This window comes from Streptomyces sp. HUAS ZL42 (genome assembly GCF_040782645.1).
In the GTDB taxonomy this organism is placed as follows: Bacteria; Actinomycetota; Actinomycetes; order Streptomycetales; family Streptomycetaceae; genus Streptomyces.
The window spans coordinates 1,435,746-1,454,554 of record NZ_CP160403.1 but is presented as its reverse complement, the minus strand read 5'-3'; the positions used below and the strand labels follow the sequence as shown (position 1 = coordinate 1,454,554).

Annotated in this window: 14 protein-coding genes; 10 read left to right on the top strand and 4 right to left on the bottom strand. The window is 70.7% G+C overall.

The window, feature by feature from the left end; translation table 11 throughout:
* Positions 1-312 precede the first annotated feature (312 nt).
* From ABZO29_RS06855 to ABZO29_RS06845, 3 genes are read right to left on the bottom strand one after another with little or no spacing between them, the layout of a single operon-like run.
* Entirely contained in the window at positions 313-1,335 is a 1,023-nt protein-coding gene (locus ABZO29_RS06855) for a TolB family protein (RefSeq protein ID WP_367326065.1), read from the bottom strand.
* A gap of 23 nt (positions 1,336-1,358) precedes the next feature.
* Entirely contained in the window at positions 1,359-2,654 is a 1,296-nt protein-coding gene (locus ABZO29_RS06850) for an MFS transporter (RefSeq protein WP_367319234.1), read from the bottom strand.
* 25 nt (positions 2,655-2,679) lie between these two features.
* Entirely contained in the window at positions 2,680-3,528 is an 849-nt protein-coding gene (locus ABZO29_RS06845) for a glycosyltransferase family 2 protein (protein WP_367319233.1), read from the bottom strand.
* Positions 3,529-3,813: 285 nt separating this feature from the next.
* On the opposite strand from ABZO29_RS06845, the gene ABZO29_RS06840 reads away from it, so the two are divergent.
* The 8 genes from ABZO29_RS06840 to ABZO29_RS06805 all read left to right on the top strand — a co-directional run bounded on the left by ABZO29_RS06840 (position 3,814) and on the right by ABZO29_RS06805 (position 15,044).
* Positions 3,814-5,253, top strand: a complete 1,440-nt coding sequence (locus ABZO29_RS06840; RefSeq protein ID WP_367319232.1) for a sugar transferase — start codon at positions 3,814-3,816, stop codon at positions 5,251-5,253.
* 23 nt (positions 5,254-5,276) lie between these two features.
* The gene (locus ABZO29_RS06835; protein ID WP_367319231.1) at positions 5,277-6,332 is read left to right on the top strand and encodes a Gfo/Idh/MocA family protein; all 1,056 of its coding nucleotides are present in this window, start codon (positions 5,277-5,279) and stop codon (positions 6,330-6,332) included.
* 25 nt (positions 6,333-6,357) lie between these two features.
* The gene (locus ABZO29_RS06830; protein WP_367319230.1) at positions 6,358-7,338 is read left to right on the top strand and encodes an NAD-dependent epimerase/dehydratase family protein; all 981 of its coding nucleotides are present in this window, start codon (positions 6,358-6,360) and stop codon (positions 7,336-7,338) included.
* Entirely contained in the window at positions 7,335-8,474 is a 1,140-nt protein-coding gene (locus tag ABZO29_RS06825; protein WP_367319229.1) for a DegT/DnrJ/EryC1/StrS family aminotransferase, read from the top strand. Before ABZO29_RS06830 ends, ABZO29_RS06825 begins: the two co-directional genes overlap by 4 nt.
* A complete protein-coding gene (locus ABZO29_RS06820; RefSeq protein WP_367319228.1) occupies positions 8,471-9,160 on the top strand; it encodes an acetyltransferase in 690 nt (229 codons plus the stop codon). The genes ABZO29_RS06825 and ABZO29_RS06820 overlap by 4 nt, the downstream gene beginning before the upstream one ends.
* Positions 9,157-10,275, top strand: coding sequence for a DegT/DnrJ/EryC1/StrS family aminotransferase (locus ABZO29_RS06815; RefSeq protein ID WP_367319227.1), 1,119 nt, complete (start codon positions 9,157-9,159; stop codon positions 10,273-10,275). The genes ABZO29_RS06820 and ABZO29_RS06815 overlap by 4 nt, the downstream gene beginning before the upstream one ends.
* A 113-nt stretch (positions 10,276-10,388) precedes the next feature.
* Positions 10,389-13,940, top strand: coding sequence for a DUF4082 domain-containing protein (locus ABZO29_RS06810; protein WP_367319226.1), 3,552 nt, complete (start codon positions 10,389-10,391; stop codon positions 13,938-13,940).
* A gap of 57 nt (positions 13,941-13,997) precedes the next feature.
* Positions 13,998-15,044: a glycosyltransferase family 2 protein gene (locus ABZO29_RS06805; RefSeq protein WP_367319225.1), complete on the top strand. Its 1,047-nt coding sequence runs from the start codon at positions 13,998-14,000 to the stop codon at positions 15,042-15,044.
* 17 nt (positions 15,045-15,061) lie between these two features.
* Here ABZO29_RS06805 and ABZO29_RS06800 read toward each other — a convergent pair whose 3' ends face one another.
* Positions 15,062-15,733 carry a hypothetical protein gene (locus tag ABZO29_RS06800; protein ID WP_367319224.1) on the bottom strand — a complete coding sequence of 224 codons (672 nt, stop codon included), beginning with the start codon at positions 15,731-15,733 and terminating at the stop codon, positions 15,062-15,064.
* 68 nt (positions 15,734-15,801) lie between these two features.
* Here ABZO29_RS06800 and ABZO29_RS06795 point away from each other — a divergent pair, with 68 nt between their 5' ends.
* Complete coding sequence (locus ABZO29_RS06795) at positions 15,802-17,826, top strand: O-antigen ligase family protein (protein ID WP_367319223.1); 2,025 nt, start codon at positions 15,802-15,804, stop codon at positions 17,824-17,826.
* Entirely contained in the window at positions 17,823-18,728 is a 906-nt protein-coding gene (locus tag ABZO29_RS06790; RefSeq protein ID WP_367319222.1) for a glycosyltransferase, read from the top strand. Before ABZO29_RS06795 ends, ABZO29_RS06790 begins: the two co-directional genes overlap by 4 nt.
* The last annotated feature ends 81 nt before the right edge of the window (positions 18,729-18,809 follow it).

The window sequence follows — 18,809 nt, the reverse complement described above, 5'->3', positions numbered from 1 at the left end:
GATGTGGCCCAGCGCGAACATCACCTCGAAAGTGGGGTTCGTGCACTCTCATCGCCGCCGAGCGCTCTCACCGCCGGTGTCCGAGTCGCTGATCATGGTGATGCGGAGGGGACCGGGACTTTCGGCCCTATCGGCGTGAGCCGTGCCCACCAGTGAACCGAGCAGGGTCGAGACACCCAGCGCGTGGACGCCGATGATCACCGCACGCCGGGACGAGACGACAACCCGAGGGTGCGCGGGACAACCGGCCGGCAGGACAGTTCGTTCGTGCCGGTGGCAGCCTGGGCCTGATGAACCGAACCGGCGCCGGGTCTACAACGGCGCCGGGGAGGAAGCGCCGGCGATCAGCAGGCGGGGCGTGCCCGTGCCGTCCGCGGGCACGCTCCACAGGTCGCTGCTGCCGACCTTGCCGTCGGTGGGGAGGGCATAGGCGACGGTGTCGTTGTCGAGCCAGGTGGCCTGGTCGTCGACGCTGTGGCGTTCGGCGAGCGCCGTCTCGTGCAGGGTCTTCAGGTCGAGGACGTACTCGTGCCAGAGGGTGGCACCGGACAGGACCCGCTTCTTGAAGACGACTCGGGTCCCGTCGGGGGAGAGCGACGGGCACTCCACGTTCTGGATCAGGGTGGTCACCGTACGCCGGGAGAGGGAACCCCGCACCAGGTAGGTGCGGTTGGCGGTGTTGAGGGTTGCGTAGAAAGTGTCGTCGTCGGAGGCGAAGGTCACGCCCCAGAAGTTGATGTCCGAAGCGTGGTAGGGCTTGCCGTCCAGGACGATGGCGAACGTCTCCAGGCTGGGCGTCAGCCGCATGCTGCGGGTGTCCAGGATCGAGGTCCGGGTGGAGAAGTAGGCCGACGCGTAGGACTCGCCGGAGACGAAGACGGTCCAGGCGGCAAAGCGGCCACTGGGCGAGACCCGGGCCCGGCTCGGGGTGCCCGCGAGCGGGAAGGTGCGCACGGTGCGGAGGTCGGCGTCCAGGAGCAGGGCGCGGTTGCTCTGCTTGAGGACGCCGGGGTTGGACTGGAGGCAGACGCCCGTGCCGGCCGCAGCGTAGAAGCGCGCGCACTTCAGGCTTGAGGCGGTCCGCCCGGCCTCGGGATCGGCGGAGGGCACCGAGGCGACCGCGGTGCGGTGCGGGCCGGCGGCCGCGTTGATGAACGTCAGGCGGCCTTTCTGCGTGAGCGTCAACTTGCCCGCGCTGACAGCGGGGCCGCCCGACTGCGGCCGGTGCGCGCGGTCCGCGCGGGCGGCCGCGTGCAGGACCACGCCGGTTGCCAGGCCCGCGAGGAGCAGCACCGCCGTGACGAGTACGAGCAGGCGGCGGCGCAGCGGTGTCATCCGGATCCTTGTGGCTGTGGTGGTCATCGGGTTCCGCCAGCCGGTCGCAGCACCATGCCCGCGACGGCCGCGCAGCACAGCAGGCCGACCGCTGAGCCGGCCAGCGCCGGGCCGTCTCCCCACATCGTCCAGGCGGCGCCGAAGGCGAGCGAGCAGCCGAACCGGGCCAGCGCCTGGACGGTGCCGACGATGGCGAGGCCGCTGGCGCGCAGCTGCTCGGGCACGACGCCGGCGAGAGCGGCAGGGAGCACGCCGTCGGTGGCCGCGTAGAACGTGCCGTGCAGGGCGAGTACGAGAAAGGGCAGGACCGGCGTGGCCGGGGCCCACAGCAGCAGGGCGTAGCCGGTGAGCAGTCCTACGTGCCCGGTGAGGAACACGAAGTGCCGCCCGACCCGGTCGGCGAGCGCGCCGACGGGCACGGCCAGCAGCAGGAACACCGCTGCGGTGCCCAGCGGCAGCAGCGGGAACCACTGCTCGCCGATGCCCGTGCGCCGTTGCAGGAGCAGGTAGACGAAGGCGTCGCTGACGGTGGTCAGGCCGAGCAGCACGGCACAGCCGGCGAGCGCCCGCAGACGCGGCAGGCGCAGCAGCGCCAGCGCTTCGCGTACCCGGACGGGCCGCTCGGCGTCCGCCGCGCCTGCTTCGTCCGTCTGCGTGCCTTGCTGCGTGCCTTGCTGCGTGCCTTGCCGTCTGCCGGGTACGAACAGCACCAGCACGAGCACGCCGAGCACGGCGACGCACGCGCTCACACCGAACACGGCGTCGTAGCCGTCGGCCGCCGCGCTCAGGATGAGGAACGCCGCGAGCGGGCCGAGCATCGCGCCGGTGGTGTCCATCGCCCGGTGCACGCCGAAGGCCCGGCCCTGGTTCTCCAGCGGCGTGGCCAGGGAGATCATCGCGTCGCGCGGGGCGGTGCGCAGGCCTTTGCCGGTCCGTTCCAGGGTGAGGACCGCACCGAGTGCGCCGAGGCTGCTCGCGAGCAGGAGCAGCGGCTTGCACAGCGCGGACAGGCCGTAGCCGAGCCCGGCTATCAGCTTGTGGTTGCGCACCCGGTCGGCGAGGTGGCCGCCGGTGAGCTGGACCAGCGCGCTGACGCCGTTGTAGACACCGTCGAGGGTGCCGAACGCCAGCGGGCTGAAGCCGAGCGTGGTGACGATGTACAGCGGCAGGACCGCGGTGACCATCTCCGAGGAGACGTCGGTGATCAGGCTGACCGAGCCCAGGACGAGTACGACCGGGGCGACCTTTGCCCTCCTGCCGCGTCTTCGGCCCTGCTCGGTGTCCGCCCCCGGAGGTGCGGAGCGGTCGGTGAGGTACATGGTCACGGACTCCAGGTGCGGTGCATCAGTTCTGCCGGCTGCTCTCGTCCCGTAGCCAGGTGCCGAAGTCCTGAGCCCGGATGGCCTTGCGGGCTCCCCGCCGGGCGACGACCGCCGCCGCGACGAAGACTACGACACCGGGAAAGAGCCTCGGCTCCCTGCGGAGCAGGGCTTTGAGGTCTGCCTTGCTCGTGCGCGCCGAGGCTTCTTCCGGTCCCTGATGCTGTTCGACCTGGGCGGTGGAGACCGCGGCACGGATCCGCCGTTTGATCAAGTCCGGCCAGGTGCGCGGCGGGTGGACGACGACACCGGCCGCACCGACCACGAGACGTTCCTCCGGGGCGAACGCCAGGGACGCGGCCAGGTCGTCCGCCATCAGGGGCGGCAGTGCGGCGATCCGGGCGTGCCCGGCCTTGGAGACCGCGATGACTCCTCGGCCGAACAGCCCTTCGCGTACGGCAGGGAGTCGCTGCCACACCTGGTAGTAGGCACGCACCCGCCAGGCGCAGGCGGCCAGCGGGATCCGCCGCTCGGGGGCGGTGGCGAGGATGCCCGAGCTGTCGTCGTCGAGGGACTCGGTCAGCGCCCGTACGTCGGCGCCCGTGATGACGACGTCGGCATCCACGTACACACGGGGGAAGCCGCGTGCGTGATCGTCACCTGCCCGCAGGGCGGCGTGCTTTGAGGGGACGGGGATCTCGACCACCCGGACGCGCGGGCCGCGGGCGGCCGCGACCTTCGCGGTGTCATCGGTGCAGCCATTGCATACGACCACGATGTCGGTCTCGTCGTCGGAGGCATCGGCCAGCAGCGAATCGAGGAGCCGGCCGAGGACTCGCTCCTCGTTGTGAGCCGGGATCACGATGCTCGTCACCAGGGCAGTATGCAGCCGATGTCACTATTGCGATGTGTGTTTCGTCCAACTGTTCCCGTGACTGCGTCCAGTGGTCTAGATTGAGCTCCGCCGGACCGGTTTGGGTGGGGAACTTGTTCTTGACTGCACGTCACGGTACGGCTCTGTGAACGGCTTTGAACAGATCAGTAACCAGCATGCTGGGGGCATGAGGCGGTTGGGGAACCGCTGAAGCTCCCTCGCTTTCCGGTGCCGCTGTGTGGGGGCACTTCGGTCAGGGGTAGCCGCGCATGTGGTGGGGGGAGCATGACCATTGAGGTCACGCATGAGCAACTGGTTGTGGAACACAGAACTCCGGAAGCTCGCCGTAGACGTTGGGAACAGAAGTACCGGATCGTCCTGCTGGTCGCGGACGGCTTCGCGGCCGTTGCCGCGGCCTTCCTGATCCACGCGGCGTACGGCCGCTGGGCGGTGGCCCTGGTGCTGCCTCCGACGTGGATCGTGGCCATGCTGGCCCACCGCTCCTACGACCGCAGCGCCCTTGGCCTGGGGACCGAGGAGTTCCGGCGGGTGCTCCGCGGCGCCGTCGCGCTGCCGGCGCTGGCCGCGGGTGCGCACTACCTGTTCACGCGTGACTCCGGACTCTTTCATGACATGATCATGGCTGCCGTGCCGGCCACCGCGATCGCCCTTGCGGTCCGGTACACGCTGCGCCGCCGGCTGCACAGACGGTGGGCACGGGACCAGGACCGGAGCGCGACGCTCCTGGTCGGGCCGTCGCGCGGCATCGTGGAGCTGGTCGCCGTGCTGCGACGCGGCGGCGTACACGAACTGCGGGTCACCGGAGTGTGCCTGAGTGACCCGCAAAACGCTGCGGCCGTCCGCAAGTTGGGGCTGCCCTTCCTCGGCGGTGTCGGCGACATGAACGACGTCGTCCGGGCCATGGGCATCACCACGGTGGTGGCGTTGCCGGTACCCGAGTCCGACGCCTCGGTGCTGCGCAGGATGTCCTGGACGGCGGCCGTACAGGGTGTCGACTTCCTGCTGGCCCCCGTGCTGGCCGACGTGTCCGCCTCCCGGCTGGCGGTACGGCCCACCAACGGGGTGCCGCTGGTGCGGATACAGGCCCCGAACCTCTCCCGGACCTCCCGCCTGCCCAAGGACCTCCTGGACCGGTCGCTCGCGGGGGCGCTGCTCGTGCTCCTCGCGCTGCCCATGCTGCTGATCGCCCTGATCGTCCGGCTGGACAGCCGCGGTCCTGCACTGTTCAGGCAGGAACGGGTGGGCCGGTACGGCGACCACTTCACCATGCTGAAGTTCCGCACGATGCGGCCGGATTCGGAGGCTCTCCGGGCGGAACTGGCGCACCTCAACCAGAACAGCGACGGCCTGCTGTTCAAGGTGAAGGAAGATCCGCGGATCACCCGGGTCGGCTCGGTGCTGCGCCGCAGCTCGCTCGACGAACTGCCGCAGCTGATCAACGTGGTCAAGGGACACATGTCGCTCGTCGGCCCCCGCCCGCCGCTGCCGGAGGAGGTGGAGGAGTACACGCCGGACATCAAGCGACGGCTGCTCGTGAAGCCCGGCCTCACGGGGCTGTGGCAGGTCAGCGGCCGCTCCGACCTGCCCTGGGACGAGGCGGTCCGGCTCGATCTCGGATACGTGGACAACTGGTCGATGGGCCTGGACCTGTCGATCCTGGTGCGCACCGGGTCTGCAGTGGTGCGAGGAACGGGGGCCTACTGATGGACCGAGGGAAGAGGAAGCAAGTGACGCAGACCACGGAGCCGTTGGGGGTCGCGGTCGTCGGGGCCGGCTACTGGGGCCCCAACCTCGTCCGCAACTTCCAGGCCAGCGAGCAGTTCCGGCTGCGCTGGCTGTGCGACCTCGACGTGGAGAGGGCCCAGCGGGTCCTCGGCGGCTACTCGACGGTCCAGGCCACCTCGGACTACGCGGCCGTCCTCGCCGACCCGGCCGTTGCCGCCGTCGCCGTGGCCACGCCCGCCGGAACCCACCTCGACATCGCCCTGGCCGCCCTGCGCGCCGGCAAGCACGTCCTCGTGGAGAAGCCACTCGCGGCGACCTACGCCGACGGGTTGCGCCTGGTGGCCGAGGCGGAAGAGCGCGGACTCACCCTGATGTGCGATCACACCTACTGCTACACGCCCGCCGTGGGCCGCATCCGGGAGCTGGTGCGCTCCGGCGAACTCGGCGAGATCCACTTCGTCGACTCGGTCCGGATCAACCTCGGGCTCGTCCAGAAGGACATCGACGTGATGTGGGACCTGGCCCCGCACGATCTGTCGATCCTGGACTTCATCCTCCCCGACAACGTCGAGCCGGTCGCCGTCGCCGCCCACGGGGCCGACCCGATCGGTGCGGGACAGGCCTGCGTTGCCTATCTGACGCTTCAGCTCAACACGGGGGCCATCGCCCACGTGCACGTCAACTGGCTTTCGCCGACCAAGGTTCGGACCACCATGGTGGGCGGTGCCAAACGCACTCTGGTCTGGGACGACCTCAACCCGCTCCAGCGGGTGGCGATTTACGACCGGGGTGTGGACCTGGCCGCCCCCCAGGAGATCGGCGCGGACGAGCGCCGGGACATGCTCATCTCGTACCGCTCCGGCGACATGGTCGCGCCCGCGATCGGCGAGAAGGAAGCGCTGCGCAGCATGGTCGACGAGTTCGCCGACGCGATCGGGCAACGCCGGGCGCCGCTGACCGACGGCCGGGCGGGCCTGCGGGTGCTGGACATTCTTGAGGCGGCATCCCGGAGCCTGGAATTCCGGGGCGCGGTCGTCGGCCTGCGAGCCGGGCGTTGACGGGTTGTCATTCACTGAAAGGGCAGTGCAGTTGAGCAGCGTACGAGGCAAGAAGATCCTGGTCACCGGGGGAGCGGGCACCATCGGCTCCAACCTCGTCGACCTTCTGGCCGAGGGCGGCGCCCGCGAGATCGTGGTCCTGGACAACTTCGTGCGCGGGCGGAGGGCCAACCTCGCCCAGGCCCTGCCCAGCGGCGTCGTGGAGATCGTCGAGGGCGACATCCGGGACGCCGCCACCGTACGGAAGGTCACCGAGGGCGCGGACCTCGTGTTCCACCTCGCCGCGATACGCATCACCCAGTGCGCGGAGGAGCCGCGGCTCGCCAACGAGGTCCTGGTCGACGGCACCTTCAACGTCCTGGAGGCGGCGGCCGAGGCCGGCGTGGCCAAGGTGATCGCGTCGTCCTCGGCGTCCGTCTACGGCATGGCCGAGACCTTCCCGACGACCGAGCGCCATCACGCGTACAACAACGACACCTTCTACGGCGCCGCGAAGGCCTTCAACGAGGGCATGCTGCGCAGCTTCCACGCCATGTACGGCCTGGACTATGTGGCGTTGCGCTACTTCAACGTCTACGGCCCCCGGATGGACATCCACGGTCTCTACACCGAGGTGCTCATCCGCTGGATGGAGCGCATCGAGGCGGGCGAGCCGCCGCTGATCCTCGGCGACGGCACGCAGACCATGGACTTCGTCGACGTCAGGGACATCGCAAGGGCCAATGTGCTGGCCGCCGAGTCGGACCTCACCGACGAGGTCTTCAACGTCGCCAGCGGTACGGAGACTTCGCTGAAGGAGCTCGCCCAGGGCCTGCTGGAGGCGATGGGGGCGCCGGACCTGGAGCCGGTGCACGGGCCCGCCCGCGCGGTGAACGGGGTGAGCAGGCGGCTCGCGGACACCACGCAGGCCGCCGAACGACTCGGCTTCACGGCGCAGATCGACCTGCGCACCGGTCTGCGCGACCTGGTGGATTGGTGGCGCGCGGAGCGGGAGGCCGCCAAGTGAGCAACGACCGCATCCCGGTGATGATCCCCTGGCTCGGCGAGGAGGAGGCCAAGGCCGCCTCCGACGCGGTGCTGTCCGGGTGGGTCGCCCAAGGGCCCCGGGTCGCCGAATTCGAGCGGGCCTTCGCGGAGCGGGTGGGCGCCGAGCACGGCATCGCCGTCAGCTCGTGCACCACCGCCCTGCATCTCTCGCTCGTCGCGCTCGGCCTTGGGCCCGGCGACGAGGTGGTGGTGCCCTCGCTGTCGTTCATCGCCACCGCCAACGCCGTGCGCTACGTCGGGGCCGAGCCCGTGTTCGCCGACGTCGATCCCGCCACCGGCAACCTGACCACGGCCACCGTGGACGCGGTCCGCACACCCCGTACCAAGGCCGTACTCGTCGTCCACCAGGGCGGCGTGCCGGCCGATGTGCACGCCCTGCGCGCCGCCTGCGCCGACTGGGACCTTCCCCTGGTGGAGGACGCGGCCTGCGCCATCGGCTCGACCGCCGGCGGCAAGCCCGTGGGGCACGGCGCGCTGATCGCCGCCTGGTCCTTCCACCCCCGCAAGGTCGTCACCACGGGCGAGGGCGGGATGATCACCACCGACGACGCCGAGTGGGCGGCGCGTCTGCGCCGGCTGCGCGAGCACGGGATGAACGCCTCGGCGGCGGAGCGCCATGCGAGCAACAAGCCCGTCCTGGAGAGCTACCTCGAGGTCGGCTACAACTACCGGATGACGGACATCCAGGCCGCGGTCGGCCTGGTCCAGCTCCGGAAACTCGACGCGATGATCGTCCGCCGCCGCGAGCTGGCGGCCCGCTACGACACGCTGCTGCAGGGCGTCCCCGGCCTCACCCCCGTACGCGATCCCGCGCACGGGCAGAGCAACTTCCAGTCGTACTGGGTGCTCGTGGGCGAGGACTTCCCCGTCGGCCGGGACGACCTGCTCGCCGCGCTCGCCGAGGCCGGCGTCTCCGCCCGGCGCGGGATCATGGCCGCGCACCTCGAACCCGCCTACGCGGGCCACCCCTGCGCTCCGCTGCCGGCCACCGAGCGGATCAGCCGCGACTCGCTGATCCTGCCCCTGTTCCACACGATGACCGAGGCCCAGCAGGACCGCGTCGTGGCGGCGCTGCGCGAACAGGCCCGAAGATGAACGGGCTGCTGATCGTCGGCGCGGGCGGCTTCGCCCGGGAGACCGCGCAGGCCGTACAGGACGCGGGTGACGTCAAGCTGCTCGGGCACCTCGACGACAACACCGCGCTGCACGGCACCGAGGTGGACGGCGTGCCCGTGCTCGGCGGCTGCGACCTGGTCCACGACCTGCCCGAGGCCCGGGTGGTCATCTGCGTGGGCAATCCCAGGGACTACGCGGCCCGCGCCCGCCTGGTCCGCAGGCTCGGCCTGCCCGCGGACCGCTACGCCACCGTGATCCATCCGACGGCGGCGGTGTCGGCGACCTCGCAGGTGGGGCCCGGCTCGGTCCTGCTCGCGCACTGCGTGCTGACCGCCGCCGTGCGGGTGGGCGCGCACGTCGCGGTGATGCCGCACGTCGTCCTCACCCATGACGACGTGGTCGAGGACTGCGCCACCCTCGCCTCCGGCGTCCGCCTGGGCGGGGGAGCGCGGCTGGAGCGCGGGGCCTATGTGGGTTCCGGGGCTCTGGTCAGGGAGGGTACGACGGTCGGCGCCTGGTCGCTGATCGGGATGGGCAGCAGCGTGCTCGGCGACGTTCCGCCGGGCGAGGTCTGGGTGGGGAGCCCGGCCCGACGGCTGCGCGGGGCGGACGCGCCCGCGCTCGACGAACTCGCGACGCGAACAGTGGGGGGACCGCTGACATGAACCAGATTCCGCTGGTGGACCTCAAGGCGGCCCACCAGGAGGTCGCCGACGAGGTACGGGCCGGATTCGAACGGGTCCTGGCCGACACCGCGTTCATCGGAGGCGACGAAGTGCGCCTGTTCGAACGCGAGTACGCGGACTTCGGCGGCGTCGCGCACTGCGTGGGTGTCGCCAACGGCACCGACGCGGTCGAACTCGCCCTGCGCGCGAGCGGGGTCGGTCCCGGCGACGCGGTCGTGGTGCCCGCCAACACCTTCATCGCCACCGCCGGCGCGGTGGCCAGGACCGGCGCGCGGCCGGTCCTGGCGGACTGCCTGCCCGACAGCCATCTGCTCGACCCTCAGGCCGCGCTGGACGCGGTCGGCCCGGCCACCCGCGCGGTGGTACCCGTGCACCTGTACGGGCAGTTGGCCGACGTCGCGGAGCTGGCGGGCCGACTCCCCGACCGCGTACGGGTCGTCGAGGACGCCGCGCAATGCCAGGGCGCGACCCGCCACGGCCGCTCGCCGGGCAGTGGCGGGATCGCCGCCACCAGCTTCTACCCGGGCAAGAACCTGGGCGCCTACGGCGACGCGGGCGCGGTGCTGACCGACGACGAGGAACTGGCCGGTCTGGTGCGCGCGATCGCGAACCACGGCGGCGTCGCCAAGTACCGCCACGACGTACCCGGGTTCAACAGCCGCCTGGACGGGCTGCAGGCCGTCGTCCTGCGGGCGAAGCTGGCGCGGCTGGCGGACGGCAACGCGGCCCGGCGGGCGGCCGCGGCCCGCTACGACGCGCTGCTCGCCGACCTGGCGGCCGACGGACGGGTCGTGCTCCCCACGACGGCGCCCGGCAACGTCCACGTATGGCACCTGTACGTCGTCCAGGTCCCTGGGGCGGACCGCGACGACATCGTGGGCAAGCTCAACGCCGAGGGCATCGGCGCCGGCGTGCACTATCCCGCCCCTGTCCACCTCACGCCGGCCTACCGCCATCTCGGCCACGCCCGGGGCGACTTCCCGAACGCCGAGAAGGCGGCGGAGCGGATCCTGTCGCTCCCGCTCTACCCGCAGATCACCCCCGACCAGCAGCAACGCGTCGTGGACACGCTCGCCGACGCGCTTTGCGGCTGATCGGTTCCCGGTTTCAGCACCACCCGACTTCACCGGTCGGTCCTGCACAGCACCGCTGAGAGGTACACATGAAGAGATGGAGCAGACGGATCCGGGGCGGGCGCCTCGCCGTCGTGGCAGCATTGATAGTGGCGGTGCTCCCGCTGGCCGGGTCCGCCCAGGCGGTGGCCGATCCGTGCGGGTCGGGCTCCAACCCCGTCGTCTGCGAGAACTCCAAGACGGGCAGCCCGATGTCCGACTGGTACTCGCCCAACTCCTACGGTGACATCAAGGGTTTCACCACCAAGGAGAGCGTCCAGGCCGGTGACACCGTCCAGTTCAAGGTCCAGTCGCCGGTCTCGTATCGCGTGGAGATCTATCGCCTGGGCTGGTACGGCGGAAACGGGGCGCGCCTGATGTCGACCGCGGCCCAGGCGGCCGTGACCTATCCGGCCAACTACACTGCCAATCCGGCCAGTTGCACCACCAAGAGCAGCACCGGCCTGGTCGACTGCGGCAACTGGCCCGTGACCGCGACCTGGACGGTGCCCAGCGACGCCGTGTCCGGCCTCTACATCGCCAACCTGGCGCAGACGGACGGCGACGGCCTGATGCCGTACCCGTTCGTCGTCCGCAAGGACTCCAGCACCTCCGACATCGTCGTGCAGACCAGCGACCAGACGTGGCAGGCCTACAACGACTACGGCGGCCAGGATCTCTACGGAGGCACGGGGCCCGCGCCGGACGGCCGCGCCTACGAGGTCAGCTACAACCGGCCGCTGGACATCGGCGGTGACAACGGCATCTACGGCTCCGAGTTCATGATGCTGTCCTGGCTGGAGCGCAACGGCTACGACGTCAGCTACCTGTCCGGCGTGGACGTGTCGACCAACGGATCCCTGCTGCTGAACCACAAGGTGTACGTGTCCTCCGGCCATGACGAGTACTGGACGCAGAGCCAGTACTCCAATGTCCTGGCGGCCAGGAAGGCCGGTGTCCGGCAGGCGTTCTTCAGCGGCAACGAGGTCTTCTGGAAGACGCGGTTCACCCCGAGCATCGACGGCACCAGCACGGCGAACCGGACCCTGGTCTGCTACAAGATGACCAAGATGGCGCAGGGCAACGGCATCGCCGACCCCAGCGGCACCTGGACCGGCACCTGGATGGACCCGGCCATGACCTCCTACGGGACGGCCTACCAGCCGCCGAACATCCTCACCGGCTCCATGTTCCAGGTGAACGGCTACCGCGCCGACGCGATCACGGTTCCCGGCTCGTACGGCAAGAACCGGCTGTGGCGCAACACCTCCGTCGCGAACCTCACCTCGAGCCAGACCGCCACCTTCCCGGCGGGCACCCTCGGCTACGAGTGGGACAGCGACATCGAGAACAGCACCAGGCCCGCCGGCGCGATCCACCTGTCGTCCACGACGGTGGACATCACCGACGGCAAGTACCGCCTCGACTGGGGCAACATGTACGGCAACGGCACCGCGACGCACAATCTCGTCGAGTTCCGCGACCAGGACTCCGGGGCCCTGGTGTTCGGGGCGGGGACCGTGCAGTGGTCGTGGGGTCTGACCAACCTCCCGGTGTACAACCCCGATGACGTGGTGGTCACCGAGGACGCCCGCATGCAGCAGGCCACGGTGAACGTCCTGGCCGACATGGGCGTCCAGCCGAAGTCCCTGCAGAGCAACCTCGTCACCGCCACGGCCTCCACCGACACCACCGGCCCGGCCGTCACCGTGACGAGCCCGGCCTCCGGGGTCACCATCCCGGCACTGAAGCCGGTCACCATCACCGGTACCGCCACCGACTCGAGCGGTGTGGTGGCCCGCGTGGAGGTGTCCACGGACGGCGGAACGACCTGGAACGCCGCCAAGGGCCTGGCATCCTGGAGCTACAGCTGGACGCCGACGGCCCCGGGCTCGGAGGCGATCAAGGTCCGCGCGGTGGACGACAGCGTCAACATCGGAGCCGTCACCACCGTCCCGGTGACCGTCGGCCCGCAGGCCTGCCCCTGCACCGTATGGCCCGCCACCGCCGTGCCCGGCACGGTCAACGGAGGCGACGGTGGCTCGGTGGAGCTGGGTGTGAAGATCCGCACCACGGTGGCCGGATCGATCACCGGCGTCCGCTTCTACAAGTCACCCGTCAACACCGGCACCCACGTCGGCAGCCTGTGGAGTGCCTCCGGCACCCGTCTGGCCACCGGCACCTTCACCAACGAGACGGCCTCCGGCTGGCAGCAGCTGAACTTCGCCACCCCGGTGCCGGTCAAGGCCAACACCACCTACGTCGCCTCGTACTTCGCCCCCAACGGCGGATACTCCTACGACGGCGGCTACTTCTCCGGCAAGGCCGCAGGCCTGGCCCCGCTCACGGCACTGCAGTCCGGCACCGACGGCGGCAACGGCGTCTACCGCTACACCTCGACCAGCGCCTTCCCGTCCTCGCAGTCCTCCGGCAGCAACTACTGGGTCGACGTGGTGCTGGACACCTCGGGGGCCAGTACGACCCCGCCCACCGTCACCTCGACCTCACCGACGTCGGGGGCGACCGGTGTGGCGATCACGGCACCGGTCTCGGCGGTCTTCGACCACGCCATCGACGCCGACAGTCTGACGTTCACCGTGAAGGACCCGGCCGGCAACACCGTGCCGGGGGCCAAGACGGTTCCCGCGTCGAACAGCGCGACCTTCACCCCGTCCACCGAGCTGGCCCTGCACACCACGTACACCGCCTCCGTTCAGGCCGCCGACCTGTGGGGCAACGAGATGGACGCCCCGGTCACATGGAGCTTCACCACCAGCTCCACCCCGCCCGCGGTCACCTGCCCCTGCACGCTGTGGAACGCCGGCGCCGTGCCGGCCACGACCGACGTCACCGGCGACCCCAACTCCCTTGAGCTGGGCACCCGGTTCCAGTCCTCGGTGAGCGGCTGGATCACCGGCGTCACCTTCTACAAGGGCGCCGGCAACACCGGCACCCACACCGGCAGCCTCTGGTCCGCCGACGGCACGCTCCTCGCCTCCGGCACCTTCACCAACGAGACGGCCACCGGCTGGCAGACGATGACCTTCGCCACCCCGGTGGCGATCAGCGCCGACACCGCGTACGTCGTCTCCTACCACGCGCCGAACGGCCACTACGCGGTGGACGGCGGCTACTTCGCGGCAGCCCACCAGTCCTATCCGCTGACCGCGCCGGCCGACACCGGCTCGGCCCACAACGGGCTCTACCGGTACGGCAGCGACGTGGGCTTCCCGACCGGCTCCTACGGATCCGCGAACTACTGGGTCGGCCCGGTCTTCACCGCCGACGACCCGAGCGCACAGCTCTCCGCGGCCACCTCCTCCGAGGTGACCGCGTCCTCGCTGTCGCACACCGCGGACGCGGCCGGTCCACTGGTCACGACGCTGCCCACAACGACCGGGCTGTCGTCGGTGAAGGCGACGGTGACCGTCCTGCCGGGCGCGAAAGCCGCGGCCGCCAGGAAGCTCGACGTCAAGGCCGTCCTCTCCTACGACCGGGCCACCCACAAGATGTCCGTCCATCTGTCCGCCCCGCTGCCGGACGGCACGCGATTCAAGATCACGGTCACGGCCCGGGACAAGCACCGCAACACGGTGAAGTCCCGCAGCTGGGTCCTGACGAGCAAGACCGTCCGCAAGAAGCACTAGTGCCCACCGGTGCCGGCCTCCCCCCGAGGCCGGCACCGGGGATTGGCTTTCTCACCGATGAGCACTGTCAGTGTTGTGATCCCCTGCTACAAGTACGGCCATTTCCTCGCCGACTGCGTGAGCAGCGTCCTGGACGAGCAGGACGGCGTTGACGTCCGGGTACTCATCATCGACGACGCCTCACCCGACGACTCGGCGGAGACCGCCCACAAGCTGGCGGCCGCCGACCCGCGCATCGAGGTCCACGTCCACGAAACCAACAAGGGCCACATCGCCACGTACAACGAAGGCCTCCTGGAGTGGGCCGACGGCGACTACGTGGCCCTCCTTTCCGCCGACGACCGCCTGGTCCCGGGCGCGCTGGTCCGGTCCGCCGCCATCCTGGACGCCCATCCCGAGGCGGGGTTCGCCTACGGGCGCCCCCTGCGCTTCCAGCACGGCGGCCCGCTGCCGAAGGCCCGCACGCAGAGCACCGGTTCGGTCGTCTATCCCGGGCAGTGGTGGCTGGAGCGCCGCTTCCGCGAGGGCACCGGCTGCATCACCTCGCCGGAGGTCGTCGTCCGCACCAGCCTCCAGCGAAAGGTCGGCGGCTACGACCCCGCCCTTCCCCACGCCGGCGACATCGAGATGTGGATGCGGCTCGCCGCACATGCCGACGTCGGCTATGTCCGCGGCGCCGACCAGGCCTTCTACCGCGTCCACGGCAAGAACATGTCCACCGTCGACTTCGGTGGCCAGCTCGACGACCTGCGCCAGCGCCTCGTCGCCTTCGATTCCGTGCTCGCCAAGTGCGCCGACCGGCTGCCCCACGCGGACCGTCTGGCCGACCAGGTCCACACCCGCCTCGCCCGCTACGCCCTGCGCCGCGCCTACCGGGCCTACGACCGGGGCCGTACCGACGTCGTACCGGTCGACGAGTGCGTGGCGTTCGCCGAGGAGTGCCTGCCCGGATACGCGGCGCTCCCCGAGTACCGCGCGCTGCGGCTGCGCAGACGCATCGGGCCGAAGGCCATGCCGTACCTCCAGCCCCTGGTGTGGTCGGCCGTGGCCGAGCGCGGGCGGGAGTGGCTGTGGTGGGAGTCCTGGAAGCGCCGCGGTATCTGATGCGTGATCGGTTCAGTTCAGTTGGCCACCGGAATCCCGGCGGTATGGCGGACCGGGTCCGGGGAGCCGTCCTCGCGCTTCCTGCGCCGCAGCGCGACATGGTCGAGCCACAGGGCGCCCAGGATCCCGGCGACTGCGCCCAGCAGCGCCGTACCGGCCAGGGCGCGGGTCCTGGTGCCCTGCACCGGGGCGGCGCTCGGGGCGACCAGGACGGACGCGCTGATCCGCGAGGCGGGTGCGATCCCCTGGGCGTCCTGCAGGTCCGTCACGTGCTTGGTGTAGACCTCGATGAGCCGTCTGACCGCCGTGTCGGCCTCCACGGCGCCGGACCGCTGCGCCTGCACCTGCACCGAGGGGATCAGATAGCGCGGCGTCGCGCTGGTGCCGCTGTTGCGCGGGATCAGCTGGTACGTCCCGTGCACGCCTGCGGACTCCAACTCCTTGCGCCCGGCGGGCGACTCGAGTTGCTGGATGACCCCGTACGAGAGGGTGGCGAGCGGCGGTTGGAGATTCGTCAGCTGGTTCGGCTGGTTGCCGGTCACGGGCGGTTTGAGGACGACGACCGCCGAACTCAGGTACTGAGGGGCGGGGTGCAGCACCTGGTAGGCTCCGGCGGCCGTCAGCGCGAGCGCGAGCAACAGCACGTACCAGCGGCGCAGCAGCGCTTCGGCGACGTCACGGGGCGACACGGGGATTCCTTCCGTCGGCACCGATCCTCGCAGGCGCCGGGGCGAGCCGCCACCGGTTGGGAGTTCTCATGAGCCTTGCCGACCTCCTGGCGATCATGCGCAGGCGCTGGTACTTCATGGTGCCCCTGACCCTGATCAGTCTTCTCGCGGGCGGGTATCTGTACCGGACCATCCCGGTGTCCTACGAGTCGCAGAGCTCCGTCACGCTGCTCGACTCCACGGCGATCGCCGATCTCGCGCCGACCTTCGGCAACCCCCTGTCGAACGCGGGCGGTTCGCTCGTCGTCACGGCCGACGTGCTGATCAGAACGCTCCAGTCGAGCGACTCGGCCAAGGAACTGCGCTCCCGTGGCGTCACGGACCAGTACACGGTCGGTTTCGCGCCGCAGGCCGACAGCCCCCTGCTCACCCTGAGCGTCACCGGAACCGACCGGGCGAAGGTGCTCCGGGAGACCACCGTCCTCACCAAGTTCACCGGGGAGCAGCTGAAGGCCCTGCAGGCCGCGTCCAAGGTGCCGGCGGTGTACGCGGTGCAGACCGCGCCGGTCGTCCTGCCGCAGACACCGGTCTCGCAGTCGAAGAGCCGGTACCAGGGCATCGCGGCGGTCGTCATCGTCGGGATGGTCAGCGCGTTCCTGCTGTCCATCCTGGCCGAAGGGGTCGCGGTGGTCCGCCGCCGGGGACGCGCCCTGGCCGGATACGTGCCCCGGCGCCATCGCGCCCGTCCCCCCGAGCGGCCCAAGGGCCTGCTGGTGCGGAGACTCGACGCGACGACGATCCTCACCGGCTATCTGGTGCTGGCCTTCTTCGTCCCGTCGAACCTCACCCTGCCCGCGCTGGGCGGCGTCGGCACCCCGGCGAACGTCTTCGCCCTGCTGGGACTTCTCTGGTACCTGGCGACCTGGCTCGGCGGCCGCATCCTTCCGGCGAAGGGCACCAGGCTGCCGCGCGTGGTGATGTGCGTGCTCGCCGCGGCGGTGCTGCTGTCGTACCTCGCGGCCGCCACACGCCAGAGCTCGCACGAGGAGGTCCTCGGGGCCGACCGGGGGCTCATCGGGCTCGGGGTGTGGGTGGCGCTGGTGGTACTGGCCTCGGCCGGCATCCAGGAGCGCAGCCGGCTGGAGACCCTGATGCGCCGGCTCGTCGTCCTGGGCACGGTGGTCGCCCTGATCGGTTACTACGACTTCTTCGCCGCGACCAACGTCGCCGACTCCATCCACATCCCCGGCCTGCATTCGAGCACCGCCGGGATCAGCGCCATGGACCGAGGGTCGTTCACCCGGCCGCGCTCCACCACGGCTCATCCGCTGGAGTTCGGGGGGATGCTGGCCATCCTGGTTCCCTTCGCCGTCCACCAGGCGTTCGATCCGGTGCGCCGGCACGCCGGCGCGCTGCGCCGCTGGGCCCCTGTGGCGATCATGGCCGGTGCGCTTCCGCTGACGGTGTCCAGGACGTCCATCATCGGCGCCTTCATCGCGATCCTGGTGATGGTGCCCCGCTGGAAGCCGCAGCGGCGGTGGGCCGCGATCGGCATCGTCCTGGGTTCGGTGGCCGGCTTCAAGGTGATCATTCCCGGGCTGATCGGAACCATCACCAACCTGTTCGCCAGCTTCCTGTCCAACTCCGACAGCAGCACCCAGGCGCGCACCGTGAAGTACAGCGCGATCGTCCCCTATCTCGACGAACGCCCCTGGTTCGGACGCGGATTCGGAACCTTCACCCCCGACCTGTACTTCTTCACGGACAACCAGTACATGCTGACCCTCGCCGAGATGGGCTTCGTGGGGCTCGTCGCCCTTCTCGCCCTGTTCGTCACCGGGATTCACACCGGCGGTGCCATCCGCCGGCTGGCCCGCACCGATTCGGACCGGGAACTCGGGCAGGCGTTTCTCGCCTCGGCTCTGGTCGCCCTGGTCATCAGCGCCACCTTCGACGCGCTCAGCTTCCCCATGTACGCCGGGATGTTCTTCCTGACCCTGGGCGCCGGCGGCAGCTACCTCGGCTTCATCCGCCGCGAGGCGGCTGCCGCCGCCGTCCCAGCCCCCCGTAAGGCATCCGAAGTCCAGCTCCCTCAACTCGCGGAGTCCCGATGAGCCCCGTCGCCGTCATCGTCGTCACCTGGAACAGCGCCTCGGTGCTCCCCGGGTTCCTCGCCGCACTTCCCGATGGCATGGCCGGCCTCGACTGGAGGCTCGTCGTCGCCGACAACGACTCCTCCGACGACACCGTCGAGGTGCTGCGGGTGCTGGCCCCGGACGCCACGGTCGTCCAGACCGGCCGCAACGCCGGGTACGCGGCCGGCGTCAACGCGGCGCTGGCCGCGGCCGGCGAGTACGGGGCCGCGCTCATCTGCAATCCCGACATCCGGATGCGGCAGGGCTGCGCCAAACGTCTCGTCGACGGCCTCGGGGACGGGGTCGGGATCGCCGTACCCCTCCTGTACGAAGAAGGCAGGGACACGCCCCATCACTCGCTGCGCCGCGAGTCGAGCGTGCTCCGAGCCCTCGGCGAGGCCGTGATCGGCAACACCCGGGCCGGGCGCTTCCCGGCCCTGAGCGAGCTCGTCACCGACCCCGCCGCGTATCGGCGGCCCACACGCGCGGACTGGGCGACCGGAGCGCTCATGGCCGTCTCGGGGGACTGCCTGGCCGCTTGCGGTCCGTGGGACGAGTCCTTCTTTCTCTACTCGGAGGAGACCGAGTACTGCCTGCGTGCGCGGGATCGGGGATTCGTCACACAGCTGGAGCCGACGGCCGAGGCCGTTCACCTGGGGGGCGACTCCCAGGTGTCGCCCCGGCTCTGGACTCTCCTCACCCTCAACCGCGTCCGTCTGTACCGGCGTCGGCACGGCGCACTCGCCACGGCCGCCTTCCGCGCCGCCGTCCTGCTCCGCGAGACCTCGCGCGCGGCACTCGGCCGCCCGGCCAGCCGCGCGGCCGCGGCCGCCCTCGCTCGCCCCGGCGCCCTGCGGACGACGCCGGGTCCGTGGCAGTGAGCGTCCACCGGGGCGCCGTAAAGGGGCGCGGGGCTGTATCGACATGCGGCTCCGCCGCGTGGGCGCGATCAGCCACGACGG

Coding starts and splice junctions, on each gene's coding strand:
- ABZO29_RS06790 (WP_367319222.1), top strand. CDS start 17,823: ATGAGCCCCGTCGCCGTCATCGTCGTCACCTGGAACAGCGCCTCGGTG.
- ABZO29_RS06820 (WP_367319228.1), top strand. CDS start 8,471: ATGAACGGGCTGCTGATCGTCGGCGCGGGCGGCTTCGCCCGGGAGACC.
- ABZO29_RS06805 (WP_367319225.1), top strand. CDS start 13,998: ATGAGCACTGTCAGTGTTGTGATCCCCTGCTACAAGTACGGCCATTTC.
- ABZO29_RS06855 (WP_367326065.1), bottom strand. CDS start 1,335: ATGACACCGCTGCGCCGCCGCCTGCTCGTACTCGTCACGGCGGTGCTG.
- ABZO29_RS06815 (WP_367319227.1), top strand. CDS start 9,157: ATGAACCAGATTCCGCTGGTGGACCTCAAGGCGGCCCACCAGGAGGTC.
- ABZO29_RS06840 (WP_367319232.1), top strand. CDS start 3,814: ATGACCATTGAGGTCACGCATGAGCAACTGGTTGTGGAACACAGAACT.
- ABZO29_RS06850 (WP_367319234.1), bottom strand. CDS start 2,654: ATGTACCTCACCGACCGCTCCGCACCTCCGGGGGCGGACACCGAGCAG.
- ABZO29_RS06795 (WP_367319223.1), top strand. CDS start 15,802: ATGAGCCTTGCCGACCTCCTGGCGATCATGCGCAGGCGCTGGTACTTC.